At 73.7% G+C, this 26,448-nt stretch carries 22 protein-coding genes; 10 read left to right on the plus strand and 12 right to left on the minus strand.

From position 1 onward, the window contains the following. Nucleotides 1-10: 10 nt before the first annotated feature. Nucleotides 11-2,179, minus strand: a complete 2,169-nt coding sequence (locus ACIP98_RS02560) for a HelD family protein (protein ID WP_401973299.1) — start codon at nt 2,177-2,179, stop codon at nt 11-13. A gap of 159 nt (nt 2,180-2,338) precedes the next feature. Between ACIP98_RS02560 and ACIP98_RS02565 the strand changes: the two genes are divergently transcribed. Then, on the plus strand, nt 2,339-2,506 hold the full coding sequence (locus tag ACIP98_RS02565; protein WP_319662968.1) for a hypothetical protein: 168 nt from the start codon (nt 2,339-2,341) through the stop codon (nt 2,504-2,506). A 9-nt stretch (nt 2,507-2,515) separates the two neighbouring features. Here ACIP98_RS02565 and ACIP98_RS02570 read toward each other — a convergent pair whose 3' ends face one another. Both ACIP98_RS02570 and ACIP98_RS02575 read right to left on the minus strand, forming a co-directional pair. Beyond that, on the minus strand, nt 2,516-4,147 hold the full coding sequence (locus ACIP98_RS02570; protein WP_319662969.1) for a DNA repair helicase XPB: 1,632 nt from the start codon (nt 4,145-4,147) through the stop codon (nt 2,516-2,518). Between the two features lie 350 nt (nt 4,148-4,497). Then, nucleotides 4,498-6,924 (minus strand): helicase C-terminal domain-containing protein, encoded by a 2,427-nt coding sequence (locus ACIP98_RS02575; RefSeq protein WP_319662970.1) that lies wholly within the window; start codon nt 6,922-6,924, stop codon nt 4,498-4,500. Nucleotides 6,925-7,073: 149 nt separating this feature from the next. Between ACIP98_RS02575 and ACIP98_RS02580 the strand changes: the two genes are divergently transcribed. Both ACIP98_RS02580 and ACIP98_RS02585 read left to right on the plus strand, forming a co-directional pair. Continuing rightward, nucleotides 7,074-7,928 carry an HAAS signaling domain-containing protein gene (locus tag ACIP98_RS02580; RefSeq protein ID WP_319662971.1) on the plus strand — a complete coding sequence of 285 codons (855 nt, stop codon included), beginning with the start codon at nt 7,074-7,076 and terminating at the stop codon, nt 7,926-7,928. A gap of 21 nt (nt 7,929-7,949) precedes the next feature. Further along, nucleotides 7,950-8,567 (plus strand): haloacid dehalogenase-like hydrolase, encoded by a 618-nt coding sequence (locus ACIP98_RS02585; RefSeq protein WP_319662972.1) that lies wholly within the window; start codon nt 7,950-7,952, stop codon nt 8,565-8,567. On the opposite strand, the gene ACIP98_RS02590 is transcribed toward ACIP98_RS02585, so the two are convergent. Beyond that, a complete protein-coding gene (locus tag ACIP98_RS02590) occupies nt 8,543-8,782 on the minus strand; it encodes a hypothetical protein (RefSeq protein WP_319662973.1) in 240 nt (79 codons plus the stop codon). The genes ACIP98_RS02585 and ACIP98_RS02590 overlap by 25 nt on opposite strands. 188 nt (nt 8,783-8,970) lie before the next feature. On the opposite strand from ACIP98_RS02590, the gene ACIP98_RS02595 reads away from it, so the two are divergent. After that, nucleotides 8,971-9,354, plus strand: coding sequence for a cold-shock protein (locus tag ACIP98_RS02595; RefSeq protein WP_319662974.1), 384 nt, complete (start codon nt 8,971-8,973; stop codon nt 9,352-9,354). Nucleotides 9,355-9,399: 45 nt separating this feature from the next. On the opposite strand, the gene ACIP98_RS02600 is transcribed toward ACIP98_RS02595, so the two are convergent. The 4 genes from ACIP98_RS02600 to ACIP98_RS02615 all read right to left on the minus strand — a co-directional run bounded on the left by ACIP98_RS02600 (nt 9,400) and on the right by ACIP98_RS02615 (nt 12,975). Further along, a complete protein-coding gene (locus tag ACIP98_RS02600; RefSeq protein WP_319662975.1) occupies nt 9,400-10,260 on the minus strand; it encodes a 1,4-dihydroxy-6-naphthoate synthase in 861 nt (286 codons plus the stop codon). Next, entirely contained in the window at nt 10,253-10,957 is a 705-nt protein-coding gene (locus ACIP98_RS02605; protein ID WP_401973302.1) for a futalosine hydrolase, read from the minus strand. Before ACIP98_RS02605 ends, ACIP98_RS02600 begins: the two co-directional genes overlap by 8 nt. A 14-nt stretch (nt 10,958-10,971) precedes the next feature. Beyond that, nucleotides 10,972-11,442 carry a hypothetical protein gene (locus tag ACIP98_RS02610; protein WP_319662977.1) on the minus strand — a complete coding sequence of 157 codons (471 nt, stop codon included), beginning with the start codon at nt 11,440-11,442 and terminating at the stop codon, nt 10,972-10,974. A 135-nt stretch (nt 11,443-11,577) separates the two neighbouring features. After that, nucleotides 11,578-12,975, minus strand: a complete 1,398-nt coding sequence (locus ACIP98_RS02615; protein ID WP_401973304.1) for an MFS transporter — start codon at nt 12,973-12,975, stop codon at nt 11,578-11,580. Between the two features lie 212 nt (nt 12,976-13,187). Between ACIP98_RS02615 and ACIP98_RS02620 the strand changes: the two genes are divergently transcribed. From ACIP98_RS02620 to ACIP98_RS02630, 3 genes are all read left to right on the plus strand, one after another. Beyond that, nucleotides 13,188-14,090 (plus strand): DUF3027 domain-containing protein, encoded by a 903-nt coding sequence (locus ACIP98_RS02620; protein WP_319662978.1) that lies wholly within the window; start codon nt 13,188-13,190, stop codon nt 14,088-14,090. A 1,018-nt stretch (nt 14,091-15,108) separates the two neighbouring features. Beyond that, nucleotides 15,109-18,270, plus strand: coding sequence for a sacsin N-terminal ATP-binding-like domain-containing protein (locus ACIP98_RS02625; protein WP_401973442.1), 3,162 nt, complete (start codon nt 15,109-15,111; stop codon nt 18,268-18,270). 109 nt (nt 18,271-18,379) lie between these two features. Continuing rightward, nucleotides 18,380-19,156, plus strand: coding sequence for a calcium-binding protein (locus ACIP98_RS02630; protein ID WP_401973306.1), 777 nt, complete (start codon nt 18,380-18,382; stop codon nt 19,154-19,156). 31 nt (nt 19,157-19,187) lie between these two features. Here the strand turns inward: ACIP98_RS02630 and ACIP98_RS02635 are convergent, their stop codons facing one another. Both ACIP98_RS02635 and ACIP98_RS02640 read right to left on the minus strand, forming a co-directional pair. Beyond that, nucleotides 19,188-21,581 (minus strand): HAD-IC family P-type ATPase, encoded by a 2,394-nt coding sequence (locus ACIP98_RS02635; RefSeq protein ID WP_401973308.1) that lies wholly within the window; start codon nt 21,579-21,581, stop codon nt 19,188-19,190. A 93-nt stretch (nt 21,582-21,674) separates the two neighbouring features. After that, entirely contained in the window at nt 21,675-22,025 is a 351-nt protein-coding gene (locus tag ACIP98_RS02640) for a DUF2530 domain-containing protein (RefSeq protein WP_401973310.1), read from the minus strand. Nucleotides 22,026-22,185: 160 nt separating this feature from the next. On the opposite strand from ACIP98_RS02640, the gene ACIP98_RS02645 reads away from it, so the two are divergent. Continuing rightward, nucleotides 22,186-23,646 carry an NCS2 family permease gene (locus ACIP98_RS02645; protein ID WP_319662980.1) on the plus strand — a complete coding sequence of 487 codons (1,461 nt, stop codon included), beginning with the start codon at nt 22,186-22,188 and terminating at the stop codon, nt 23,644-23,646. Here the strand turns inward: ACIP98_RS02645 and ACIP98_RS02650 are convergent. Continuing rightward, nucleotides 23,616-23,825: a ribbon-helix-helix protein, CopG family gene (locus ACIP98_RS02650; RefSeq protein ID WP_319662981.1), complete on the minus strand. Its 210-nt coding sequence runs from the start codon at nt 23,823-23,825 to the stop codon at nt 23,616-23,618. The genes ACIP98_RS02645 and ACIP98_RS02650 overlap by 31 nt on opposite strands. 198 nt (nt 23,826-24,023) lie before the next feature. Between ACIP98_RS02650 and ACIP98_RS02655 the strand changes: the two genes are divergently transcribed. Together ACIP98_RS02655 and ACIP98_RS02660 are read left to right on the plus strand one after the other, a co-directional pair. After that, nucleotides 24,024-24,416: a MarR family winged helix-turn-helix transcriptional regulator gene (locus ACIP98_RS02655; protein WP_401973444.1), complete on the plus strand. Its 393-nt coding sequence runs from the start codon at nt 24,024-24,026 to the stop codon at nt 24,414-24,416. Nucleotides 24,417-24,587: 171 nt separating this feature from the next. Then, complete coding sequence (locus ACIP98_RS02660) at nt 24,588-25,940, plus strand: MFS transporter (RefSeq protein ID WP_401973445.1); 1,353 nt, start codon at nt 24,588-24,590, stop codon at nt 25,938-25,940. 24 nt (nt 25,941-25,964) lie between these two features. Here ACIP98_RS02660 and ACIP98_RS02665 read toward each other — a convergent pair whose 3' ends face one another. Then, nucleotides 25,965-26,390 (minus strand): hypothetical protein, encoded by a 426-nt coding sequence (locus tag ACIP98_RS02665; RefSeq protein ID WP_401973313.1) that lies wholly within the window; start codon nt 26,388-26,390, stop codon nt 25,965-25,967. Nucleotides 26,391-26,448: the final 58 nt, after the last annotated feature.

Here is a 26,448-nt window from a genome sequence, read left to right on the forward strand (position 1 = left end):
CGCCCGGGGCCTACCGCAGCGCCTCCGGCAGCGGGGCGGAGTGCAGGACGGCGAGGCCGGAGACGGCCCGGGTGAGGGAGACGTACAGGCGGCGCAGGCCCGTGCGCTCGTCGGGCTCGCCGTCGACGACGGCGGCGGGCTCGTCGAGGACGACGTAGTCGTACTCCAGGCCCTTGGCCAGGGAGGCGGGGACGAGAGTGAGCCGGACGTCCGGGGTGGTCTCCTCACCGGGGGAGAGGCAGGGCAGCCCGGCCGCCGACAGCGCCTCGGCCAGCACCGGGATGCGGGCGTCGGCGGCGATGAGGCCGGTGGAGCCCTCGCGGTCCAGGGCCTCGCGGCAGGCGGTGACCACGGCGGCGGTCAGTCCGTCCGCGGGCACCTGGGTGACGGAGAAGGCGCCGGGGTTGTCGCGGACGGACGTGGCCTCGGTCAGGCCGGGGGCGATGGCGGGCAGCAGCCGGGAGGCATAGGCGATGACCTCCAGCGGCACGCGGAAGCCCTGGGTCAGCTCCTCGACCCGGGAGCCCGGTTTGCCGAGGTGCGTCAGCGCCTCCTCCCAGGTGGCGGTGGCCCAGGGCGTGGTGCCCTGGGCCAGGTCCCCCAGGACGGTGGCGGAACCGGTGGAGCAGCGCCGCCCGACCGCCCGGTACTGCATGGGGGACAGGTCCTGGGCCTCGTCCACGACGACGTGGCCGAGCGAACCGGTGCGCTGCACCAGGTCGTGGGCCTCGTCGATCAGCACGGCGTCGGCCGCCGACCACTTCGCGGAGGCGACCCCCCGCGCCGGCTTCGCCCAGAGGATCTCCTTCTGCTCCTCCTCCGTGAGCAGGCCCTCCGCGCACCGCGCCAGGAACTCCGGCTCGGACAGCAGCCGCAGCACCGTCTTCGCCGGGTCCACCGGCGGCCAGACCTCCTTCACGGCCGCCTTGACCGCCGCGTTGCGCGCCACCGCGTCCTGCACGCGGTCGTCCGGCGCCTCGCCGGCCGCCTCCATCTGCACCAGCACGGCGTGCGCGATCCGCTGCGGCAGGGCCTCGCGGGCGGCGCCGTAGCGGATGTCGCGGTCCATCAGCTCACGGACCAGCTCCTCCAGCGCGTAGGCGGGAACCCGCCAGCGCCGCGAGCCGCGCACCACCACGACGGGCTCGGTGGGCATCCGGATGCCCGAGCGGACCGCCCGGCGCAGCACCTCCGCCATGCGCGCGTCGCCCTTCACCCCGGCGGCCGCCGCGCTGTCGGTGCCCCGGACGGGGACGTGCGCGACCAGGTCGTCGACCGTGGCCTGCTTGACGCTGAGCTCGCCGAGCGCGGGCAGCACCTGCTCGATGTAGTGCAGGAAGGAGGCGTTCGGGCCGATGACGAGCGTGCCCGTGCGGGCGAGGCGTTCGCGGTGCGCGTACAGCAGGTACGCCACCCGGTGCAGGCCGACGGCGGTCTTCCCGGTGCCGGGCGCGCCCTGCACGCAGACCGTGCCGCCGATCCCGGCGCGGACGATCTCGTCCTGCTCGGGCTGGATCGTGGCGACGATGTCCCGCATCGGTCCGACGCGGGGCCGCTCGATCTCCTGCTGGAGCAGCCTGCTGGAGGTCTGCGCCTCGCGGGGGTCGGTGAGGTGCTCGTCCTCGTACGCGGTCAGGTCGCCGGCGGTGTAGCCGAAGCGGCGGCGCAGCGCGACGTCCTGCGGGTCCTTGCGCGAGGCGCGGTAGAAGGGCTGGGAGACCGGCGCCCGCCAGTCGATGACCATCGGGTCGCCGTCGGCGTCGTGGACGTGGCGGCGGCCGATGTAGAAGCGGTGCTCGGCCTCCTCGCCGTCCGCGTCGTCCTTGGTGCCGTCGAGGTAGTCGAGACGGCCGAAGAAGAGCGGGGTGTGGGCGAGGTCCGCGAGGGCCTTGATGCGCGTGTCGATCTCCGCCTGGAGCACTTCGGCGTTCACCCAGTTGGCGGTGACGTCCTTGATGTCGAGCGCCTCGACGTCGGCGCGCATGGCGCGCAGGGCGGTGCGGGACGCGGCCAGGTGGGCGCGTTCGCGGTCGAGCGGATTGTCGGTCGTGAGGGATTGTTCCCCGGGCACGGGTTGCCTCCGGCGGCACGTAGGGCATGGCTCAGCCGGCCCCGGACCGGCGCGCGCGGGGGCGCGGGGGGCGGGGCGCTGTCCTGATACGAATGCGAGTAACACCATGACCCGGCCGGTTTCCGTCCGGCCGGCGGCACCGTCCCCAGGGGGGGCGGGCGGCAAGAGGAGGGATCCTACGCCGCCGGGACGGAGGGCGCGAACGGGTTTCCCGCCGCACCCGGGCACAGCTCTCCCCAAAGCATCACTTGTGCGTACATTGGGGGCATGGCACGAGCCCGCACATCCCGCGTCCGGGGCAGCACCGCCCTGACGGCGGACGCGGCGCACCGCCCCCCGCGGTACCTCCTCGGCAACGCGCTGCGTGCCGCCAAGGTCTACCTGACGAGCGCTGTCCGCATCGTCCTGCTGGGCCCCGACGGCACGCGCTACTGACGGCGGCCGTCAGAGCAGCTCGTCCGCGTCGACGATGCGGTACGCGTACCCCTGCTCGGCCAGGAAGCGCTGCCGGTGGGCGGCGAAGTCCTGGTCGATCGTGTCGCGCGCGACCACCGAGTAGAAGCGGGCCTCGTGACCGTCCGCCTTCGGCCGCAGCACCCGGCCGAGGCGCTGCGCCTCCTCCTGACGGGACCCGAAGGTGCCCGAGACCTGGATGGCGACCGTCGCCTCCGGCAGGTCGATGGAGAAGTTGGCGACCTTCGAGACCACCAGCACCGAGATCTCGCCCTGCCGGAAGGCCTCGAAGAGCTTCTCGCGCTGCGTGTTGGTCGTCTCGCCCTTGATGACCGGGGCGTTCAGGTGCTCGCCCAGCTCGTCCAGCTGGTCGATGTACTGCCCGATGACCAGCGTCTGCTCGCCCTGGTGCTTGGCCACCAGCGCCTCGGTGACCTTGCGCTTGGTCGCGGTGGTGGCGCAGTAGCGGTACTTCTCCTCGGCCTCGGCGGTGGCGTACGCCAGGCGCTCGGAGTCGGTGAGGTTGACCCGCACCTCCACGCAGTCCGCGGGCGCGATGTAGCCCTGCGCCTCGATCTCCTTCCACGGCGCGTCGAAGCGCTTGGGGCCGATCAGCGAGAAGACGTCCGACTCCCGGCCGTCCTCGCGCACCAGCGTCGCGGTCAGGCCGAGCCGGCGGCGGGCCTGCAGATCGGCGGTGAACTTGAAGACCGGCGCGGGCAGCAGGTGCACCTCGTCGTAGACGATCAGGCCCCAGTCCCGGGAGTCGAAGAGCTCCAGGTGCGGGTAGACGCCCTTCCGCCTGGTCGTCAGCACCTGGTACGTGGCGATGGTGACCGGGCGGATCTCCTTGCGCGTGCCGCTGTACTCGCCGATCTCGTCCTCGGTCAGCGAGGTCCGCTTCACCAGCTCGTGCTTCCACTGCCGGGCCGAGACGGTGTTCGTCACCAGGATCAGCGTCGTGGCCTTCGCCTCGGCCATCGCGCCCGCCCCGACCAGCGTCTTCCCGGCGCCGCAGGGCAGGACGACCACGCCCGAGCCGCCGTGCCAGAAGCCCTCGACGGCCTGCTTCTGGTACGGGCGCAGCGCCCAGCCGTTCTCCGCCAGCTCGATCGGGTGCGCCTCGCCGTCCACGTAGCCGGCCAGGTCCTCGGCGGGCCAGCCCAGCTTCAGCAGCACCTGCTTGATCTGGCCGCGCTCGGAGGGGTGCACGACCACGGTGTCCGGGTCGATCCGGGCGCCCACCAGGGGGGCCACCTTCTTCGAGCGCAGGATCTCCTCCAGCACCGGCCGGTCCGTGGAGGTCAGCACCAGGCCGTGCGCCGGGTGCTTGCTCAGCGTCAGCCGGCCGTACCGGTCCATGGTCTCGGCGATGTCCACGAGCAGCGCGTGCGGCACGGGGTAGCGGGAGAACTTCACCAGCGCGTCCACCACCTGCTCCGCGTCGTGCCCGGCGGCCCGCGCGTTCCACAGGCCGAGCGGCGTCAGGCGGTAGGTGTGGATGTGCTCCGGCGCGCGCTCCAGCTCGGCGAACGGGGCGATGGCCCGGCGGCACTCGTCGGCCAGCTCGTGGTCGACCTCCAGGAGCAGGGTCTTGTCGCTCTGGACGATCAGACAGGACACACAAACCTCCGCATAGGGGCGGGCCGGGGCCGGAACCGGGGCCGGGCTGAACTACCCATGGTCCCTCATCGCCCCGCGTTAACGCTCCGGTCCCCGTTTTCCATGCCCCTGCGGCCTGCGGCCGCCGTGACCGCGTCCGGGGTCCGTCCGGCTGCGGTCGGGCGTTCCGCCCCGGCGGACGGCTGCGCCGGGCCGTCGGGCTCGCGGGTCGCCGCGGGTTCCTCGCGCCCCTGGGGGGGGCTGGTGTCGCGGGTCGGGTGCGGGTGCGTCGTGGCTGGGCGCGCGGTTCCTCGCGCCCGTGCGGGGCTTGCCGCGGACGGGGGGCGCGAGCAGGGCGGTGGTGGGGCTGCCTACGCCAAGTCGTCGGCGAGTTCGGAGACGCCCGTGATGCGGTGCAGGGCGAACGTGCGGACCTCGTCCGCGGTGTGGTCGTAGGCGGTGACGAAGCCGCCCTCGACGCGGAGGGGGCCGATCACGCGCTGGCTGGCCGCGCCGTCCGCGTTGACGTAGCCGATCCACACGGATTCGCCGGTGAGCACGGCGGCCTGCATCGTGGCCAGGGTCTCCGCCGCGGCCGTGCGGGGCAGTCCCCGGTCGCCGCCCGCGGCGGGGCGCGGCACGCTCTCCCGGCGCACCGCCGTGGAGGCGCGGTCGCCTGCCCTGATCGCCTTCACCGCGGCCATGAGCAGCGTGCCGTCCGGGACCGGAGGGCCGTCGGTCACGGGGACGGGGGCGCTCCGCGGCGGCGTCCTGCGGGCGTCGGCGCGAGTGATCAGCACGTCCCCCTCGGCGGACTCCGCCGCCGGGGCCAGCCCCATCGCCCGCAGGCGTTCCAGCAGAGTGCCCGGGTCGGCCTGGGCGGCCAGTACGGTCGGTGCGAGGCGGCGCAGCCCGAGGCCCGCCGCCCGGCGATCCGCCAGCACCTCGCTGAGCAGGGCGTCGTCGTCGCAGCGCAGGTACGCCGAGGCCGCGCCCACCCGCAGCCGCCCGTGGCGGCGGGCCACGTCGTCGACGAGGTAGCTGAGCGGCTGAGGCACGGGGGTGCGCGAGTGCGCCGCCAGGAAGGCGTGCAGCTCGGCCGCCGTGCGCCCGGCGTCCAGGGCGCGCCGCACGGATTCGGGCGTGAAGCGGTAGACGGTCGCGCCGCCCTTGGACTCGATGTCCGCCAGCACGTGCAGCGTCTCCGCCAGGTGCGGCTGCAGCGGGCCCGGCGCGACAGCGGTCAGGTCGGCCTGCAGCAGTACGTGGTCCAGCGGTTCGGGCAGCAGCGGCCGCAGCAGCGCGGCGGCGCGCGCGGCCCGGTCGCCGGCCGCGGACAGCAGCGCCCGGCCGTGCGCCGCCAGCGCGCCGCGTCCCGTCACCCCCAGCAGTTCGGCCTCCGACGCCGTCCACCGCACGAGGTCGGCGCGCAGCCCGTCCATCGACGCACCGCCGCGCAGCGGCCGCTCCCAGCGCAGCCGCGCCAGCAGGGCGTCGGGTGTGGCGGAGGCGCCGGCCGGCAGTGCGGCGAGGAAGTCCAGCACCTGGCGGCGGACCTCGGGCGCGAGCGAGCGGTCCAGGTCGGGGCCGAGCGCTGCCAGGGCGCGGCCCTTGGCGTCCCGGGTGCCCACCACACCGGAGGTGCGGGTGGCCGTCAGCCAGGCCGTGACCAGCACGGCCCAGCGCTGCTCGGCCGGGAGCGGCAGCCATTCGTCGTACTCGGGCGTGGGCGCGTACGCCTCGTCCAGCTCGCCGTCCGAGGCGATCAGGCCTGCGGCGTAGGCGAGTTCCAGCCAGAACGCGGCGACCGGCTCCGCCACGTCCAGGGCCGTCGCCACCCGCTTCAGGTCGCGCACGCTCAGCCCGCCCGCGCGCAGTATCTGCGGGCCGCCGGTCTCCCACTGCTTGACCAGTTCCTCGACCGTGCGGATGGCCGTGAACGCCTGGCCGGCGGCGGTCGCGTCCACAGCCTGTGGATCGTGTGCCCGCGGTTCCACCGCCGGCGGCACCGGTTCGGGCGTGCGGTGCGCACGCCCGTCCCGCAGATGCAGGGCGACCTCACGGGGGAGGACGACGTTGCGGGCACCGGCCGGCAGCAGCAGCCCCCGCTCCAGCAGCCACCGCACGGGCGCGGGCGGGGTGCCGACGTCCGCGACCTCGCCGTACGGCGGGCCCCAGGTCAGCCTGCCCAGCACCGCGACGGCCTCCGACGGCGCCGCTTCCAGCAGCGCGGTCATCCGCGGCCGGTCCGCGAACAGCGCGGTCAGCGCGTCCACCGCGCTCACCGGGTCGTGGGTCGGCGGCAGCCCGGCCGTCTCCAGGATCTGCTGCAGGCGCCCCGGCGACATCCCCGACGTCGCCTCGGCCACGCTCGGGCCCAGCCCGGTCGGCGAAACGCTCCCCGCGGCCGGCGCCAGGATGTCCCGCGCGGTCCGCACCAGCCGCAGCCGGTCGTCCCCGCCCCACAGGAGCGCCTGCGTCCGCAGCGTCTCCAGCGCCCTGGGCAGCGCGTCGGCGGCTTCCGGTCCCATCAGCGACAGCAGCGTTCCGAGCGGCGCGCCGTCCGGTGCGACCGCGAGCGCCTCCGCCGCCTGCAGCGTGAAGCGGTCCAGCCGCTCCAGCGCCCGCACCACCGATGCCCGCGTCCCGGCGCGGGTCGCCAGCTGCGACAGGTCGTTCGGTACGGGACTCAGCAGGTCCGGACGCGCCCGGAGCAGCGCGGACAACGCCCCGTCGCCCCGGGCGCGGAGATCCTCCGCCAGCGTGCGCGGCGCAGCCGCGGGCCCTTCGGTGGTCATCTCACCCACATTAGCCGCGCCGCCCCCGTGCGTAATCCCCCAGCCGGTCCCGGCGGCCCTCCCTGACGCGGTCCATATCCCCTTCCCTCGCCTCCCGGGGATCCGCTGCGCGAGGTGTCGGGCGGGGGCGAGGCGGTAGTTTCGGGGGCATGGGTGCGGAGGGCGACCGGTTGGTGCTGGATTACCTGAGCAGGGTGGGGGACCTGGCGCAGACGGCGCTGCCCGCGGCCCGCCGGGCGGAGCTGGTGGCGCGGCTGCGGGAGGACATCGACCGCGAGCGCGGCCGCGGCGACAGTTCCGCGGCGGTCCGGCGGATCCTGAAGCGGCTGGGGTCGCCGGACGAGGTGGTGCGGGACGCCGCGGCGCTGCCGCATCAGCGCAGTGAGCCGCAGCCGCAGCCGGCGTCGCAGTCGGCGCCGCAGCCCGCCGTGGAGCCGGACTGGTGGCGGCTGGCGGAGGCGCGGCAGCCGGCGTTGCGTCCGGTGGTGCCGGGGGACGAACTGGCGGGGCTGCCCGGGATGACGGGCGGGGTGACGATCCCGATGACGCCCCCCGAGCCCGCATCCGAGCCGGAGCCGGACGAGGAGCAGGAGCAGGAGCAGGAGGAGGAACCGGGGAAGTCCGGCCGGGCCGGGGCGCCGCGGAGGCGGTCGTGGCGGCCGTCGGCGTGGCTGGAGACGCTGGCCGCGCTGCTGCTGCTCGCCGGGGCGGTGCTCGGTTCCTGGATCGCCCTGCTCGCCGGGTGGGCGCTCGCGTACTCCTCCCGCCGGCTGTCCCGCCGCGCGGCCCGGTTCGCCGCGCTGGGCCTGCCCGGGGCGGTGGCGGCGGGGACCCTGGTGTGGTTGTGGGGGCGGCTCGACGGCCGCTGGGGCGAGCCGATCCCGCAGGGGCACATGAGGGACGCGATCGGCGACGCCTTCCCCGTCGTTCTCCGCGTCGCGGCCGTGGCCTCGGCGCTGTTCCTGCTGTGGCGGGGGCACCGGGCGGGCCGTTCGGGCCGTTAGCCGCTGGTTAGGGTGTCTGCTATGCCCATAACCGTCGGCTTCGACCTCGACATGACCCTGATCGACTCCCGCCCCGGCATCCAGGCCGCCTTCGACCGCCTCTCCGGGGAGACCGGCGTCGCCATCGACTCCGCGCTCGCCGTCACCCGCCTCGGGCCGCCCCTGGAGCTGGAACTGGCCCACTGGTTCCCGGCCGAGGACATCCCGGCGGTGGCCGACCGCTACCGGGCGCTGTACCCCGAGTACGCGATCGTCCCCACGCCCGCCCTGCCCGGTGCCCGGGAGGCGGTGGCCGCCGTGCGCGCGGGCGGCGGGCGGGTCGTCGTGGTCACCGCGAAGCACGCGCCGAACGCCCGGCTGCACCTGGACCACCTCGGCATCGCCGTCGACGCGTTGCGCGGCTCACTGTGGGCCGAGGCGAAGGCCGAAGCCCTCACCGAGTACGGGGTGACCGTCTACGTCGGCGACCACGTCGGCGACGTCGTGGGGGCCCGTACGGCGGGTGCGCTGTCCGTGGCCGTCCCCACCGGGCCGGTCGGCGCAGACGAACTGCGCGCCGCGGGCGCGGACGTCGTCCTGGCGGATCTGACGGAGTTCCCCGGCTGGTTCGCCGGCTACGTCCCGGACGTCGTGGCCTGACGGCTCTGCGCGCGGGCCGACCGCAGCAATCCGGCCAGCGCCAGGGCGAAGCCGACGCCCATCAGCATGGACACCAGGTAGGCGGCGGTCGGCAGCGGGTCGGAGCCGAGCAGGAGAGGTGCCACGGTGGCGAGTGTGGCCAGCGCTCCGACGGCGAAGACCACGCCGCCGACGCGCACCAGCACATCGCCCGGTTTCCGGGTTTCGTTACTCACCGCACCAGGGTAGATCGCGGGAGGAAGACGCAGCGCACCGGCCGGATGACGACCACCGGGGAGAGAAGCCGACGGCGTCTTGTCACACGCCCCGGGGCCATTAGCCTTGGGGCAGCGGGTCTGCGAAGGGACCCGCTGTCTTGCTATCCAAGTGCTTTTTTCCTTCTACAGCGAGGACGAGGTCGGACGTGCCTACCGGCAAGGTGAAGTGGTTCAACAGCGAGAAGGGCTTCGGCTTCCTCTCCCGCGACGACGGCGGTGACGTCTTCGTCCACTCCTCCGTGCTGCCGGACGGGGTCGCCGTGCTCAAGCCGGGCCAGCGCGTGGAGTTCGGGGTGGTCGCCGGACAGCGTGGCGACCAGGCCCTCTCGGTGGTCCTGCTCGACCCCGCGCCCTCCGTGGCCGCCGCCCAGCGCCGCAAGCCGGACGAACTGGCCCCGATCGTCCAGGACCTCACGACCCTGCTGGAGGACGTCGCCCGCTCGCTGCAGCGCGGCCGGTACCCGGACAAGGAGCACGGCCACAAGATCGCGTCCGTGCTGCGGGTCGTCGCCGACCAGCTCGACGTCTGACCGAACCGCCGGCCGCCCGGCTGACCGGGCGACCGGGAGCGGGCGTCAGAAGTCCAGCGCGCCGGGGCCGAGGGGCGGTACCAGTCCCTCGGCCGCCGCCCGGGTGAGCAGGCCGCGGATCGCCGCGTAGCCGTCCTCGCCGAGGGCCGAGGTGAACTCGTTGACGTACAGCCCGATGTGCTGGTCCGCCACCTTCGGGTCCATCTCCTGCGCGTGCTCCATGACGTAGGAGCGGGAGGCGTCCGGGTCGTCCCAGGCCATGTGCACGGAGGTGTGCACCGCGTCGGCGAGTGCGCGCAGCCGGTCCCCGCCCAGCGAGCGCTTGGCGATGATCGCGCCCAGCGGAATGGGCAGGCCGGTGGTCTGCTCCCAGTGCTCGCCCATGTCGGCGAGCTTGTGCAGGCCGTAGTTCTGATAGGTGAAGCGCGCCTCGTGGATGACCAGGCCCGCGTCCACCCGGCCGTCGCGCACCGCGGGCATGATCTCGTGGAACGGCAGGACGACGATCTCGCCCACGCCGCCCGGCACTTCGGCCGCCGCCCAGAGCCGGAAGAGCAGGTACGCCGTCGAGCGCTCGCTCGGCACCGCGACCGTGCGCCCGCTGAGGTCGGCGCCCTTGCCGGAGCCCTCCTCGGCGGTCAGCACCAGCGGGCCGCAGCCCCGGCCGAGCGCGCCGCCGCCGGGCAGCAGCGCGTACTCGTCGAGGACGTACGGCAGCACGGCGTAGGACACTTTGAGCACGTCGAGTTCTCCGCGCTCGGCCATGCCGTTGGTGACGTCGATGTCCGCGAACGTCACGTCCACGTCCGGCGCGTCGGGCACGAGGCCGTGCGCGAGGGCGTGGAAGACGAACGTGTCGTTGGGGCAGGGCGAGTAGGCGATGCGCAGCGCGGCGGGTTCACTCATGCGGGTCTCCAACGTCCAGCAGGTCCGGCTGCTTCCTGAGGAGCGTGAACGCCTTCGTGAGCGCGTCGAGCGCGTCGGGCACCCGCCAGGACGCGCGGTCGCGCGGCCCGACCGGATTGGCGACGGTGCGGATCTCCAGCACCGGCACCCGGTGCGCCGTGGCCGCCTCGGCGACCCCGAAGCCCTCCATGGCCTCGCCCACCGCGCCGGGGTGCCGCTTGATCAGCTCGGCGGCCCGCTCGGCGGAGCCGGTCACGGTGGAGACGGTCAGCAGCGGTCCGTACTCGGCGCCGAGCGCCTCCGCGACGCGCCGCGACAGTTCCGGCGGCGGCCGGTGCGCGGAGGTGCCGTAGCCCAGTTCCGCGACCGGGATGAAGCCCTCGGGTCCCTCGGCGCCGAGGTCGGCCGCCACGATCGCGTCGGCGACCAGGGTCGAACCGATCCGCGCGACGGGCTCGAACCCGCCGGCGATGCCGGCCGACACCACCAGGTCGTACGGGGCGCTGGCCAGCGCCGCGGCCGTGCCGGCGGCAGCGGCCGCCGGGCCCACGCCCGCGGCCAGGACCGTGGCCGTCGGGGTGCGCAGGGCCATCCGCCGGCCGGGCAGCGGGTGCTCGGAGGGTCGGCTGCTGAGGGCGCGTACGACCGCGTCCCGTTCCGCCGCTACGGCGGTGACGACCAGAAGGCGGGGAGTCATCCGCGGCGCGCCGGTCAGTCCGCCATCTTCAGCTTGAACTGCCAGACGCCCAGATACTGCTGGGTACCGGCGGTCTCGATGACGTTCAGCGTGATCTGGTCGGCGGTCTGCCCGGTCTGGGCGTCCGAGAACAGCGTCTCCGCGTCGAAGGAGCGGTAGGTCACGTCCTTCAGCAGTCCGGACTTGCCGGAGGTGCCGCTCGCGACGATCCAGCCCTTCTCGCCGATCGCCGGGTCGACACCGACCCGCACCTTGTCCCCGGCGTGCACCGTGAGCGTCTTCTTCGGCGTGCCGTTCAGGCAGGCCAGGAAGACCTTCTCCGACAGCTTGTCACCATCGGCGTAACAGTCGGCGGTTGCCTCGGTGGTCACGGTATCGCCGCCGACGGTGACGGTCGCCAGGGGCGTCGGCTTCTCGCAGGCGGAAAGGGCGAGAAGCCCGAGGGACACGGCACCGAGGGCGGCGGCACGGCGGCGAATGCTCATGGGGGTGAGGCTACCGGGCGGCCGCGTCCGCGCTGCGCGGGGGTCGCCTCGTGTCCCCGCCACCTCGGGTTTTCGCCACCCGGCCGGCGCCCGGCCCGCCGCGGCACACGGCTGCCGCCGAAAACGCCAGGCCCTTTACACCGTCCGGGGGCGCGTCGCCCGGCCGCGCGAGGCGGAGACCAGGCCGCGGACCGAGAACGAGAAGCCGACGGCGACCAGGCAGGCGGCCACGGACATCCCGAGGGTGCCGTTGAGCGGCAGCACGATGCCGATGGCACCGCCGATCACCCACGCGAGCTGCAGCGCGGTCTCGGACCGGGCGAAGGCCGAGGTGCGCACCTCCTCGGGCACGTCGCGCTGGATCATCGCGTCCAGGGAGAGCTTGCTCAGCGCCTGGGCGACACCGGCGGCGGTCGCGACCAGCGCGATCGTCAGCAGCCCGTACCGGGCAGCCGCCACGCACGTCGCCGTCAGTGCGCCGACCAGCGCGAACATGATGATCCGCTCCGGGCCGCGGTCCCGCAGCCACGAGCCCAGCGCCGTGCCGAAGGCGTTGCCCACACCCGCGGAGACGGCGGCGACACCGAGCGAGACCGGGCCGGACAGGCCGCCGAGCGGGTGGTCGCGCAGCAGGAACGCGAGGAAGAGCGTCAGGAAGCCGGACAGCGCGCGCAGCGCCGCGTTCGCCTGCAGGGCGTGCAGCACGGGACCGCCGACGCTGCCCAGGCCGGGCCGCCGCCCCTTGCCCGGCCGCCTGCCCTCCTCGTCCAGGAAGGGCCCGCCGGCCGTGGCCGCCGCGCCCGCCGTGAGCTCCGCACGCGCCTCGCCCTTGGCGGAATCGACCTTGTGGGGGAGCGAGAAGGACAGCAGGGTGCCGCAGGCGAAGACCACGAAGGCCCCGTACAGCGGCGCGCCCGGCCCCAGCAGATGCAGCAGACCGCCGATCGGCGCGGCGGCGGCCGTGGCCAGCAGCCCGGCCAGCGTCACCCGCGAGTTCGCCTTCACCAGCGTCGTCCGGGCCGGCAGCAGACGCGGCACGACCGCGCTGCGCACCACCCCGTACGCCTTCGAGGCGACCAGCACCCCCAGCGCGGCCGGGTACAGCTCCAGCCCCGCCGTCGCCACCACGCTCGCCATCGTCCAGGCGAGGATCGCCCGTACGAGCATCGACACCGCCATCGCCGCGCGCCGCCCGTGCGGCACCCGGTCCAGCAGCGGGCCGATGACCGGCGCGAGGAGGGCGAACGGCGCCATCGTCACCAGCAGGTAGAGGGCGACCCGCCCGCGGGCCTCGCCCGTCGGCACCGAGAAAAAGATCGTGCTGGCGAGCGCGACCGTGATCAGCATGTCGCCCGCGCTGTTCACCGCGTGCAACTCGATCAGCTTCGCCAGGCCCGACTCGCCCGCGCCTCCGGCGTGTGTGTGGCGCCGGACACGGCGCACCACGGCGCCCGACGTACGCTGCGCGGCACGCGCGACAGCGGTCCCCGCCCTGCGGACCGGACCGGGGCCGGACGTCACTGTGCGTGCCACGCTGGCCAGTCTGCCCTACCGGGCGGCTTTCCGAACGGGGTGCGCACCGATAGCGTGCGATCGCGCAGAATGGAGTCAACAGGTGCGCCCGGGTTCGTTCGGGCCGGCAGCGTTGAAGCGGTCCTCGGGTCCGCTCCGCCACCGCCCGCCCGATGCTCGGCGGCGCACGCGTGAAACGGCGTAGGAGAGAATCGATTCTTGTGAGTGCTGCGATGCGAAGCCGTACCCCTGACCGCGTGTGCGCCGAAGCGGTCGACGTCGCCTTCGGGGCGGCCGTCGAGGCCTTCGGCCCCGAGGCGGTCGGCGAACACCTCGGAGCGGTGGCCGAGGGCGAGCGTGTCGTCACCCACCTCTTCGACTGCCGCGATGCGGGCTACCGGGGCTGGCGGTGGGCGGTCACCCTCACCCGCGCCTCCCGGGCCAAGGCCGTGACGCTCGACGAGACCGTGCTGCTGCCCGGCCCGGACGCCGTCCTCGCCCCCGAATGGGTGCCCTGGAGCGAGCGCCTGCGCCCCGGCGACCTCGGCCCCGGCGACCTCCTGCCCACCGACGCCGACGACCTGCGCCTCGAACCCGGCTTCTCCGGCGAGGACGTCCCGCCGCCGAACTCCCCCATCTCCGACGAGATGGCCGAGCTCGTCGAGGCCGAGGACGCCGAGGTCTCCGCCGGCCCGCCGGCGCTGCTGCCGATGGCGCCCACCGTCGGGACGATCGCCGCGGTCGCGGAGGAGATCGGCATGGGCCGCCCGCGCGTGCTCTCCCGCTACGGGCTGCACGTCGCCGCGGACCGCTGGGAGGACGAGTACGGCCCCAAGGCGCCCATGGCACAGTCCGCCCCCGCCCAGTGCGTCTCCTGCGGCTTCCTCGTCCCCCTCGCGGGGTCCCTCCGGCAGGCCTTCGGTGTCTGCGCCAACGAGTTCGCGCCCGCAGACGGCCGCGTCGTCTCCCTCGGCTACGGGTGCGGTGCCCACTCCGAGGCCGCGGTCATGCCGAAGACGCCGAGGCCGGCGCCGCCCGTCCTCGACGAGACGGCGGTGGAGCCGTTGCCGCTGCACCCGGACCGGCAGGGGTCCGTCGAGGAGACGACCCCCCAGGAGGAGCTGGGCCACAGCTAGCCCGCTGCGCCGGCTGTCCGGGGAGGTTTCTTCCCCGCCCGCCCGCCCGTGTGCCCTGTGAAGTCTGGGCGCCCCGGCGCGCGTGCGGGGGTGGGCCGGGTGCGGGGCCTCCGGGGCTGCACGTCCTGGACTGGGATATTTACGCGCGTTTCCAGCACCTGCTGATCCCGTCCCTGCCCGGATGGTGCGCACAAATATCCCGCACCGTCCAGAACATCCACCCCTCCGACCCCGCCCCCTCCGTCTCCATATGCGCCTGATCCCCGGTGGGGGGTATGGGGCGGTCCGGGTGACCCCGGTCGCCTGACTCCGCCCCCTCGGCCTGCCGCGAGAGGGCTGGCCCCGCGGACCGCGCCGGTGGGGGGATGAAGCGGGGTCGTGTCCCACGACGTGGTGTAGGGGATCAAGCGTTACGGGTTCCGGTACGAGGCCCATGGCGATCTCCGTAGATGCGGCAGCCCACGAAGCTTGCCGGTGAGGCAGGTTGAAGTCCCCGACTGGGGGAGCCACCGTCCCTGGCCTGCGGATTCCGGCGCCTTGATCCCCTACACCACCTGGCGGGACGCCATCGTGAAGCGGTCCGGGTGACCTCGGTCGCCTCACTCTTGCCCCGGCGGCCTGTCGCGCGATGGCTGGCCCCCTCGGACCGCGCTGCGCCAACGGGCGGCCCCAGGCACGGTCCGCTTCCACCCCCCACCGGGGATCAGGCGCGACAACCTACGGAGGGGGCGGGGTCGTAGGGGTGGGCGTTCTGGACTGTGGAGCATATTTGGGTGCATGACCCGGGGTGATCAGTTGAGAGCGCCCGAGGCACCGAAATGTGCTGTCCAGAATGCCCAGCCCCGGAGGCCCCGCACCCGGCCCCCACCACACGCGCGCCGGGGTCACTGACTTCACGGGGCACACGGGAGGGTGGGCGGGCGGGGAAAGACGGGGGCGTGCGTGGCGGCCGAGCCACGGTAGCGTCGGGCTCACAGACGTATCCGTGAGGGGAAGAGGCGACGTGAGCGGGACCGCGATGGACCGGGGCGCAGATCCGTTCGGGACGGGCCGGCTGCGACGGGCCGTGCTGGACGCGTGGGCGGCGTCGCCCGCCCGGTTCCGTGAGGACGCGAACGCGGAGGAGGACCTCGCCCTCGGCGGCTACCGCGACCGCCTCGTCGTGGAGCTGGCCCAGAACGCCGCGGACGCCGCGATCCGCGCCGGCGTGCCGGGCCGCCTGCGGCTGACGCTGCGGGAGGGCGTGCTCGCCGCCGCCAACACCGGTGCCCATCTGGACGCCGTCGGCGTGGAGTCCCTGTCGACGCTGCGCGCCAGCGCCAAGCGCGAGCCGGGCGACGCCGCCGCGGTCGTCGGACGTTTCGGCGTCGGCTTCTCCGCCGTGCTCGCGGTCTCCGACGAGCCCGCGATCCTCAGCCGCTCCGGCGGCGTGCGGTGGTCGCTGGCCGAGGCCCGTGACCTGGCGAACGAGACCGGCGGCCGTTCCCCGGGACTCACCGACGAGCTGCGCCGCCGTGACGGCCACGTGCCGGTGCTGCGGCTCCCGCTGCCCGCCGAGGGCACCGCGCCGGACGGCTACGACACCGTCGTGGTGCTGCCGCTGCGCGACGGCGCGGCCGCCGACCTGGCCGGCCGCCTGCTCGCCTCGATCGACGACGCGCTGCTGCTGACCCTCCCGGGCCTCGGCGAGGTCGTCGTGGAGACGCCGGAGGGCGTGCGCACGCTGACCCGCCGCACGGACGACGGCCTCACCGTGATCGACGACAGCGCGAACGGCACGACCCGCTGGCGCACCGTGACCGACGCCGGCGAGCTGGACCCGGCGCTGCTGGCCGACCGGCCGGTCGAGGAGCGGCTGCGCCCGGTGTGGTCGGTGACCTGGGCCGTGCCCGTGGGTGTCGAGGGGGAGCCGGAGCGCCCGCGCACCGCGCCGTTCGTCCACGCGCCGACGCCCACGGACGAGCCGCTGGGCCTGCCCGCGCTGCTGATCGCCTCACTCCCGCTGGACCCGACCCGGCGGCACGCCGCGCCGGGCCCGCTGACCGCGTTCCTGGTGGGCCGGGCCGCCGAGGCGCTGGTGCGGCTGCTGGCCGACTGGCGACCGGTCGGTCCGGGCATCGTGGACCTCGTACCCGGCCCGCTCGGCAAGGGCGAGCTGGACGCGGAGCTGCGCCGCCGGGTGCTGGAGCTGCTGCCGCGTACCGCGTTCCTGCCGCGCGCGGCGGACGTGTCGGCCGGCCCGGACGAGGAGGACAGCCTGCCGGCCGCGCTGCGCCCGGTGGAGGCCGAGGTCGTCGAGGGCGCGGGGGCGGAGACCGTCCGTGTGCTGGCCGAGGTCTTCCCGACGCTGCTGCCCCCCGGCCTGGAGCGCCGCCCCGAGCTGCGTGTGCTCGGCGTGGCGCGGCTGCCGCTGGGCGACGCCATCGACCGCCTCGCCGGCGTGGAGCGCCCCGCGCCCTGGTGGCGCAGGCTCTACGACTCGCTGGCCGGCACCGATCCGGACCGCCTCAGCGGTCTGCCGGTGCCGCTCGCGGACCGGCGTACGGTCGTCGGCCCGCGCCAAGTGCTGCTGCCGCTGCCCGAGATGGACAGCGTGTACGGGGACGGGGACCAGGCCGCGGCCGGCACCGCCCTGCCCGCGGCCTCCGAACTGGCCCGGCTGGGACTGAAGGTGGCCGACCCGGACGCCACGCACCCGCTGCTGGAGAAGCTCGGCGCCACGCCGGCGACCCCCCGCGCGGTCCTGACGACCCCCCAGGTGCGGGCCGCGGTGGCGGGTTCCCTGGAGGCCGACGAGGTCTGGGACGACAACGCCCTGGACCCCGAGGAGTTGGCCGAGGTCGTCCTCGGTCTCGTCCGCGCCGCGAACCTCGCCCCCGGGGACGAGCCGTGGCTCTCGGCGCTCGCCCTCACCGACGACGAGGGCGAACTCGCCCCCGCCGGCGAGCTCGTCCTGCCCGGCAGCGCCTTCGAACAGGTCATCCGCGAGGGTGAACTCGCCGCCGTGGACCAGGATCTGGCCTCCCGTTGGGGTGAACAGCCGCTGACCGCGGTCGGCGTGCTGGCCACCTTCGCCCTGGTCCGCGCCACCGACGTGGTGCTCGACCCGGACGAGCTGGAGCCCCGGGAGAGCGACTGGGCCGAGCCGGACGACGCCGGTCTGCTCGACGCGGTCGACGTGTGGTGCGAGGACGTCCTCGACCAGCTGCCGGACACCGACGTGCCGCCGGTCGCCACCGAGATCGTCGCCGTCCGCGACCTCGACCTCGTCGACGACGACGCCTGGCCGCAGGCGCTCGCCATGCTCTCCGTTCCGCCGCTGCGCGACGCGATCACCCAGCCGGTGCGGGTGCTGCTGCCCGACGGCACGACGGAGTCGGTGAGCCCGTACACCGCCTGGTGGCTGCGCGACCATCCCGTCCTGGACGGGCGGCGCCCGGTCGGCCTGCGTGCCGCGGGCAGCGACCCGCTGCTCGCCGGGCTGTACGACGAGGCCGAGGCCGGCGCCGTCGACGACCAGGTGCTGCGCGCCCTCGGTGTGCGCACCTCCGCCGCGGCCCTGGTCGACGAACCCGGCGGCGCCGCCGAGCTGCTCGCCCGGCTCGTCGACCCGCGCCGCACCGTCACCCCGGCCCAGCTGCACCGGCTCTATGCGGAGCTGGCCGCCCTCGACCCCGAGCAGGTGACGCTGCCCGACGACCTGCGCGCGGTCGTGGACAGCCGGTACCCGGAGATCGTCGAGGCCTCCGACGCCCTGGTGGCCGACGCTCCCGACCTGCTGCCGCTCGCCGCGGGCCGCCCGCTGCTGCCCGTGCCGCCGGTGCGTGCCGCCGCCCTCGCCGAACTGTTCCAGGTGCGCCGGCTCAGCGAGGCCTTCGCCGCCCCCGTCGTCTCCGAGGGCGAGCCCCACGACGTCGCCGAGGCGGTGCGCGAGCTGCTGCCCGGCGCGCCCCTGACGTACATCGAGCACGAGGAGCTCGTCGTCGAGGGCCCCGACGGCACCCGCGTCGCACTCGACTGGCGCTGGATCGACGGCACCCTGCACGCCGCCACCCTCGAAGGCGTCGCCGCCGGCCTGTCCTGGGCGGCCGGCGCCTGGCAGCGCCGCTTCGAGGTGGCCGCGCTGCTGGAGGACGAGTCCCGCACGGAGGAGCTGGCCCGCGACCGCTGGTTCGACTGAGTCCGGGGCCCCCCGGTTTCCGCGAGCCGAATCGGACGTGTATACGATGCGACCGCCATTCTCGGCGTTCACTCGGGGCCATGCCCCTCGTTCCACAATGTGGGGACACATGCGTATACGTACCGCCGCGGTCGTGCTCGGCACGGCTGCGGCTCTTTCCGTTCTGGCTGTTCCGGCGGCCAGCGCCGACACGGCCAAGGCGGCCACGATCGGCAAGGTCGTGATCAACGGTGGCAAGCCCATCGTGCTGGGCACGGCCAACAAGACCTTCACGGCCTCGCTCACGGCCAGCGACGACTCCGGGATCGCTCTCGCGGGTATCGCCTTCCTGCACAACGCCGCGGGCGACGAGCTCGAGACCACGGACGCCGACCCGGTGTGCAAGGCCGTGAACAGCACGACCTCGACCTGCACCGTGACCTTCAAGGTCAACGCCAAGCGCGACCTCGGCAGCAACGCCGCGGCCGGTACCTGGTACGCCTACGGCGTCGTGATCCCGAAGGACGCCGACCTCGACACGGGCGCGGGCGTCGTCAGCAAGGACAAGGCCGCCACCACCAAGGTGCTGCGTGCCACGAAGCTGACGGTCAACGCCGCGCCCGAGCCGGTCAAGAAGGGCAAGACCCTCACCGTCACCGGTTCGCTGACCCGTGCCGACTGGAAGACGGCGAAGTACACCGCCTTCGTCGGCCAGAAGGCCGTGCTCCAGTTCCGCAAGGCGGGCACGACGAAGTTCGTCAACGTCAAGACCGTCACGTCGAGCAAGACGGGCGCGCTGAAGACCACGGTCAAGGCGGCCAAGGACGGCTACTGGCGCTACGTCTACACCGGCAGCACCACCACCGCCGCGGTCTCCGCCGCCGCGGACTACGTCGACGTCAAGTGACGTCGGGGCGCCGGGTGTACCGGCGGGGGCCTCAGGCGTCCGCCCGGGCCACCCGGCGCCACACCACTTCCAGCACCGCCGACGCCGCGACCGCCACGGCGACGGCGGTCCAGGGCCCCTGGGTGCCGACGAGGCGCAGGGCGAAGAAGTCCTGGAGCCAGGGGACGGCCAGGACGACGAGGAAGGCCGCGCCCATGGCGAGGACCAGCACGATCCGCCACCAGGTGTAGGGGCGGGCGACGATGGCCAGCACCCACATGGCGATGAGGAACAGGGTCAGCGTGGCCGCGCTGGTCTCGGCGTCGAGCGCGCCGGCCCCCTGGTAGTGGTGGCGGGCCAGCATGTACGTCACGAAGGTGGCGACGCCCGCGATCACCCCGGCGGGCAGCGAGTACCGCATCACCCGCCGTACGAACTGCGGTTTGGCCCGCTCCTTGTTGGGGGCCAGGGCCAGGAAGAAGGCGGGGACGCCGATGGTCAGGGTGGACAGCAGCGTCAGGTGCCGGGGCAGGAACGGGTACGGGGCGTGCCAGATGACCACCAGCAGGGCGAGCAGCACCGAGTAGACGGTCTTGGTGAGGAACAGCGTCGCGACCCGCGTGATGTTGCCGATGACGCGGCGGCCCTCGGCGACGACCGAGGGCAGGGTCGCGAAGCTGTTGTTCAGCAGCACGATCTGCGCGACGGCCCGGGTGGCCTCGGAGCCGGATCCCATGGCGACCCCGATGTCGGCGTCCTTGAGCGCGAGCACGTCGTTGACCCCGTCGCCGGTCATCGCGACGTTGTGGCCGCGCGACTGGAGCGCCGCCACCATGTCCCGCTTCTGCTGCGGCGTGACGCGCCCGAAGACCGTGCCGCGGTCCAGGACGGCCGCCATCTCGCCGCGGTCGGCCGGCAGCCCGCGGGCGTCCACCGGGGCCTGGGCGCCGGGCAGGCCCAGCTTGCCCGCGACCGCGCCGACCGAGACCGCGTTGTCGCCGGAGATGACCTTGGCCTGCACCTGCTGCTCGGCGAAGTAGCGCAGCGTGTCCCCCGCGTCGGGGCGCAGCCGCTGCTCCAGCACGACCAGCGCGGCCGGGGTGACGGAGGCCGTGACCGCTGAGTCGGCCAGCCCCTTGCGGGCGCGGGCGAGCAGCAGGACGCGCAGTCCCTTGGCGTTGAGGTCGTCGATCTCGGCGAGGGCGCGGTCGCCGCCGGGGAGCAGCACGTCGGGGGCGCCGAGCAGCCAGGTGCTGCTGTCGCCGTCCGGCCCGGTGAACGCGGCGCCGCTGAACTTGCGGGCGGAGGAGAACGGCAGCGCTTCCGTGACGTGCCAGCCGTCGCCCGGGGCGGGAAAGGCCTCGGCGACGGCGGCGAGCGTGGGGTTGGGCCGCGGGTCGGAGGCGCTGACCGCGCCGAGGACCTGCCGTACGTAGGGCTCGGGGAGGCCGTCGAGCATGCGCAGTCCGGAGACGTCCATGCCGCCCTCGGTGAGCGTGCCGGTCTTGTCGAGGCACACCACGTCGACGCGGGCGAGCCCTTCGATCGCGGGCAGTTCCTGCACCAGGCACTGCTTGCGGCCCAGCCGGACCACCCCGATCGCGAAGGCCACCGAGGTCAGCAGCACCAGCCCCTCGGGGACCATCGGCACGATGCCGCCGACCATGCGGCGGACGGCCTCGCGCCAGTCGTCGCCCTCCAGTACCAGCTGGCTGACGATGAGGCCGATCGCGGTCGGGACCATCATCCAGGTCACGTACTTGAGGATCTGGCTGATGCCGCTGCGCAGTTCGGAGTGGACGAGGGTGAAGCGGCTGGCCTCCTCGGCCAGTTGCGCGGCGTAGGCCTCCCGGCCGACCTTGGTGGCGGTGAACGCGCCGCCGCCGGCGACGACGAAGCTGCCGGACATCACGGGGTCGCCGGGGTGCTTGACCACCGGGTCGGCCTCACCGGTGAGCAGGGACTCGTCGATCTCCAGGTTCTCGGCCTCGGCGACCTCGCCGTCGACCACCACCTTGTCGCCGGGCCCGAGCTCCACCAGGTCGCCGAGGACGATCCCGGAGGTGGGGACGCGCGTCGCGACGCCGTCCCGGCGGACCACCGGTCTGGCCTCGCCGATGACGGCCAGGCCGTCCAGGGTCTTCTTGGCGCGCCACTCCTGGAAGATCCCGATGCCGGTGTTGGCGATGATCACGAAGCCGAAGAGCCCGTCCTGGAGCGGGCCGACCACCAGGATGATGAGGAAGAGCACGCCGATGATGGCGTTGAAGCGGGTGAAGATGTTCGACCGCACGATCTCGGCCAGCGAGCGCGAGGAGGTCACCGGGACGTCGTTGACCTCGCCCCGCGCCACCCGTTCCGCGACCTCGGCGCCCGTCAGCCCCCGCAGCGCCGGCGGCACGGCGCCCGCCGCGTCCCGCGCCTGAGTCCCCATGCGGTCCGTCATGAGTTCGACGGTACGTGTCGATCGTCACGGACGCGTCGCGAGCCCCGGCGTCTCCGGGATGTCCCGGGGTGGGCGTACGCCCGGAGGCGGAGGTCAGGCGCGCTCGGCGTGCTCCGGCTCGCCCGTCTGCTCGGCGGCCCTGGACCGGGCGATCGCGTCCCGGCGGGCGCGGACATACCAGAGGCCGATCAGGCCGAGGCCGCCGCCGGCCAGGCAGGTCCAGATGAGCCACGCGTGCCCGTGGTCGGCGTACCAGCCGTAGAAGGGCAGCTGCACGACGAAGAGCGCGAACCAGACGACGGTGCCGATGGTGACGGTCGCGACGTCGTTGGCCTCCAGCGGCGCCGGTGCCTCGCGCAACGGTGTCGCCGTGCCCTCGGTCGGCCGGGCCGTGCCGGTGGTGCCGGCCGTGTTGTCGGGGTTGCCGGGCTCGCTGCTGCTCATACCGCACAGCCTACTCATGCCCGCCAGCGGGTCTACGCGCGGAGATAGCGTTTGGTCCGTTCATATGTTCATACTGAATCCATCTGCGCATGGCGTGATTCGTTCGTAGGAACATCCAAGTAAGCGACTTCACCCTCCTCCCCCCCACGCAAGGACCCGCATGTCCCCGTCGACCACCGCGAAGGTCGTGTCCAGCTCCCCGCCCCCGCCCCCGGCGGCCGCCCACGGCGCGCTCGACCGGTACTTCCGCATCTCCGAGCGAGGGTCCTCGATCCCCCGCGAGATCCGCGGCGGACTGGCCACCTTCTTCGCGATGGCCTACATCATCGTCCTGAACCCGATCATCCTCAGTTCGGGCGTGGACAAGTACGGCCACCACCTCGACAACGGCCAGCTCGTCACGGCCACCGTGCTGACGGCCGCGTTCACCACGCTGCTGATGGGCGTCATCGGCAACGTGCCGATCGCGCTCGCGGCCGGCCTCGGCGTGAACACCATCGTCGCGCTGCAGCTCGCGCCCCGGATGAGCTGGCCGGACGCCATGGGCATGGTCGTCCTCGCCGGTCTGGCGATCATGGTGCTGGTCGCCACCGGTCTGCGCGAGCGGGTCATGAGCGCGGTCCCGCTGGGGCTGCGCAAGGCGATCGCCATCGGCATCGGCCTGTTCATCGTGCTGATCGGCCTGGTCGACTCCGGCTTCGTCTCCCGCATCCCGGACGCCGCGCACACCACCGTGCCGCTGCAGCTCGGCGGGAACGGGCACCTGCTCGGCTGGCCGGTGCTGATCTTCATCCTCGGCGTCCTGGTCACGCTGGCGCTGCTGGCCCGCAAGGTGCCCGGCGCGATCCTCATCAGCATCGTGGCGATGACCGTGCTCGCGCTGATCGTGGACGCGGTCGCGGACGTCAAGCCGGGCGCGTGGGGCCTGACCGTGCCGCACTGGCCCGGCAACCCCGTCTCGACCCCCGACTTCGGGCTGCTCGGCAAGGTGAGCCTGTTCGGCGGCTTCGGCGAGGTCGGCATCGTCACCGGCCTGCTCTTCGTCTTCACCGTGCTGCTGAGCTGCTTCTTCGACGCGATGGGCACCATCCTCGGCGTGAGCGACGAGGCGCACCTGCTGGACGAGAAGGGCGACCTGCCCGGGATGAGCAAGGTGCTGATGGTCGACGGCATCGCGACCGCCGCCGGCGGTCTGACGTCCTGCTCGGCCAACACCTGCTACGCGGAATCCACGGCCGGCGCCGGCGAGGGCGCGCGCACCGGGCTCGCGTCGGTCGTCACCGGCCTGCTCTTCGTGGTGGCGCTGTTCCTCACCCCGCTGGCCACCATGGTCCCCGCCCAGGCCGCGACCCCCGCGCTGGTGGCGGTGGGCTTCCTGATCATGGCGGGCGGTGTCCGGGACATCGACTGGAGCGACGTCACGATCGCCGTCCCGGCGTTCCTGACGATGCTGCTGATGCCCTTCACCTACTCGATCACCAATGGCATCGGCATCGGCTTCATCACCTTCTGCCTGCTGCGGCTGGCGACGGGGCGCGGCCGTGAGGTGCCGGTGGCGCTGTACGTGGTGGCGGGCGTCTTCGTCTTCTACTACCTGATGCCGGCGCTGGGGCTGGCGTAGCCCTCCGCGTAGAACTGCTCGGTCTCGTCGACGGAGGCCTTGAGCCGCTCGTCGAAGTCGTCGCGGATGAGCGTCCGGACTATGTAGTCCTGGACGCTCATTCCGCGTTTCGCGGCGTGAGCCTGGAGACGGTCCAGCAGGTCCCCGTCTATGCGCATGCTGAGCACTCTCGAAGCCATGGGGTCAGGGTCCGCGTCGATCGGTCGTGCGTGCGTCGATTTCGGGTCGGAACTCACCCGGATGGGTGAGTTCGCTCACGAATGCGTTTGGCGCGGACGCCGCGTTTTCCTTAGCATAAGTAATGAGCTAGTCTAACTAACGTGACCGAACTGTCCGAGGACGACCGCACGGCGGTGAGCACGCTGCGCGTCGCCGTGATGCGGCTCTCCCGCCGTCTGCGCCACCAGAGGGTCGACGAGTCGCTGAGCCCCACGGAGATGGCGGTGCTGGGCACCCTGGCCCGCTGCGGCTCCGCCACACCGGGGGAGCTGGCCCGCAAGGAGCACGTCCAGCCGCCGTCGATGACCCGCATCGTCGCCATGCTCGAGTCCAAGGGGCTGGTCAGCAGGGACCCGCACCCGGAGGACCGCCGTCAGGTCGTCGTCCGGCAGACCGAGGCGGCCGAGGCGATGCTCGAGGAGAGCCGCGTCAAGCGGAACGCCTTCCTCGCGCTACTCGTCGAGGGGCTCGACGACGACGAGCGCGCCGTGCTGCGGGCCGCGGCCCCCGTCCTGGAGAAGCTCGCTCATTCCGACATCAGCCCTCGATGAGGAGGCGAAAACCGATTGAGTTCGGCAGCCGCATCTGACGCCGCACCCGAACCGACCATCCCCGACCCCGCGCCGGGCGGCCCGTCCGCCGACGCCGCGCCGCCGGACCGGGCGGCCGAACCGACGGCGGCCGAACCGACGGAACCGGCGGAGGCCGCCGATCCCGCCGATCTGGTGAACCCGGCGGGCGCCGACACCGCCGCGGGCGCCACCGAGGCGTCCCGCGCCGCCGGCCCCCCGACCGCCTCCAGCGGCGGCACCTTCAGCTCGCTGCGCAACCGCAACTACCGGCTCTTCGCCTCGGGCGCGCTGATCTCCAACACCGGGACGTGGATGTCCCGGATCGCGCAGGACTGGCTCGTGCTGAGCCTGACCGGCTCCTCCTTCGCGGTGGGCATCACCACCGCCCTGCAGTTCCTGCCGATGCTGCTGTTCGGCCTCTACGGCGGCGTGATCGCGGACCGCTACCCCAAGCGACGGATCCTGCTGGGCACCCAGGTGACCATGGGCGCGCTCGGCCTGCTGCTGGCGGCGCTCACCCTGTCCGGCTCGGTGCAGGTGTGGCACGTCTACGCGATCGCGTTCGGCCTCGGCATGGTGACGGTGGTCGACAACCCGGCGCGGCAGGCCTTCGTGGTGGAGATGGTCGGCCCGGCCGACGTGCGCAACGCCGTCTCGCTGAACTCCGCGAACTTCCAGAGCGCCCGGCTGGTCGGCCCGGCCGTCGCCGGTGTGCTGATCACCGCGGTCGGCAGCGGATGGGCCTTCCTCTTCAACGGCCTGTCCTTCCTGGCGCCGCTCGCCGGTCTGCTGCTGATGCGCGTCTCCGACCTGTACGCCGTGCCCACCGCCCCGCGCGGCAAGGGCCAGCTGCGCGAGGGACTGCGCTACGTGGCCGGCCGGCCCGAGCTGATCTGGCCCATCGTGCTGGTCGGCTTCATCGGCACGTTCGCCTACAACTTCCCGATCTGGCTGACCGCCTTCGCCGACCACGTCTTCCACGGCGACGCCGGGATGTACGGCCTGTTCAACTCCGTGCTCGCGGTCGGCTCCGTGGTCGGGGCGCTGCTGGCCGCCCGTCGCGGCAGCACGCGGCTGCGGCTGCTGGTGGGCGCCGCGTTCGCCTTCGGCGCGCTGGAGGTGGTGGCCGCGCTGGCGCCCACGTACTGGGTGTTCCTGGTGCTCATGCTGCCGATCGGCATGGTCGGGCTGACGTTCAACACGACCGCCAACGCCAGCGTGCAGCTCGCGACGGACCCGGCGATGCGCGGCCGCGTCATGAGCCTGTTCATGATGGTCTTCGTCGGCGGCACCCCCGTCGGCGGGCCGCTCGTCGGGTGGGTGACCGACCAGTTCGGCGCCCGGATCGGCTTCCTGTCCGGCGGCCTGGTCGCGGCCCTGGCGGCGGTCTCCGTGGGCCTGTTCCTCGCCCGGGTGGGCGGGCTCCGGCTCAAGATCGACCTGCACCGCGGCAAGGACCACAAGCTCATCGAGCTCGTACCGAGGGAGTCGGTGGCCGCCTGAGCGCGGCGCGGGCCCGGGCGGGGATCAGGCCGCGGCCAGGGGCCGGCGCTGATTGCGGAACTGCCGCATCAGCTCGGCCCACACCAGCAGTCCCGTGACCGGGGCTGCGGCGGCGAAGAGCATGTGCACGTAGTCCTCGCCCAGGCTCGACGACGCCCACAGGCTCCACGCGAGCGCGGCCCCCACGCCGACGGCGGTCAGGAACCACGAGGGCAGCTCGCGCCGCTCGTCGACGATCGCGGCGGCCGCCCCGAGGCCGCCGCCGATCACCAGGCCCATGACCAGCACCGCCCGGGTCCAGTCGGGGGCCCCGATGACGCCCTGCAGCACGGGCTTCGCGTGCAATTGGCGATAGGTGATCAGCAGGCTGGCGACGTAGACCGTCGCGAGCGTCCCCAGGCTGAGCACTCTGACGAGCTGACCGAGCACACCGCGCTCTCGTCCGGACATGACGTATCCCCCCACCGCCGGAACTCGGCCGAAATGGCCGGTAATTGGTCTACAGAAT

It is taken from the genome of Streptomyces sp. NPDC088354, from assembly GCF_044753585.1.
GTDB lineage: Bacteria > Actinomycetota > Actinomycetes > Streptomycetales > Streptomycetaceae > Actinacidiphila.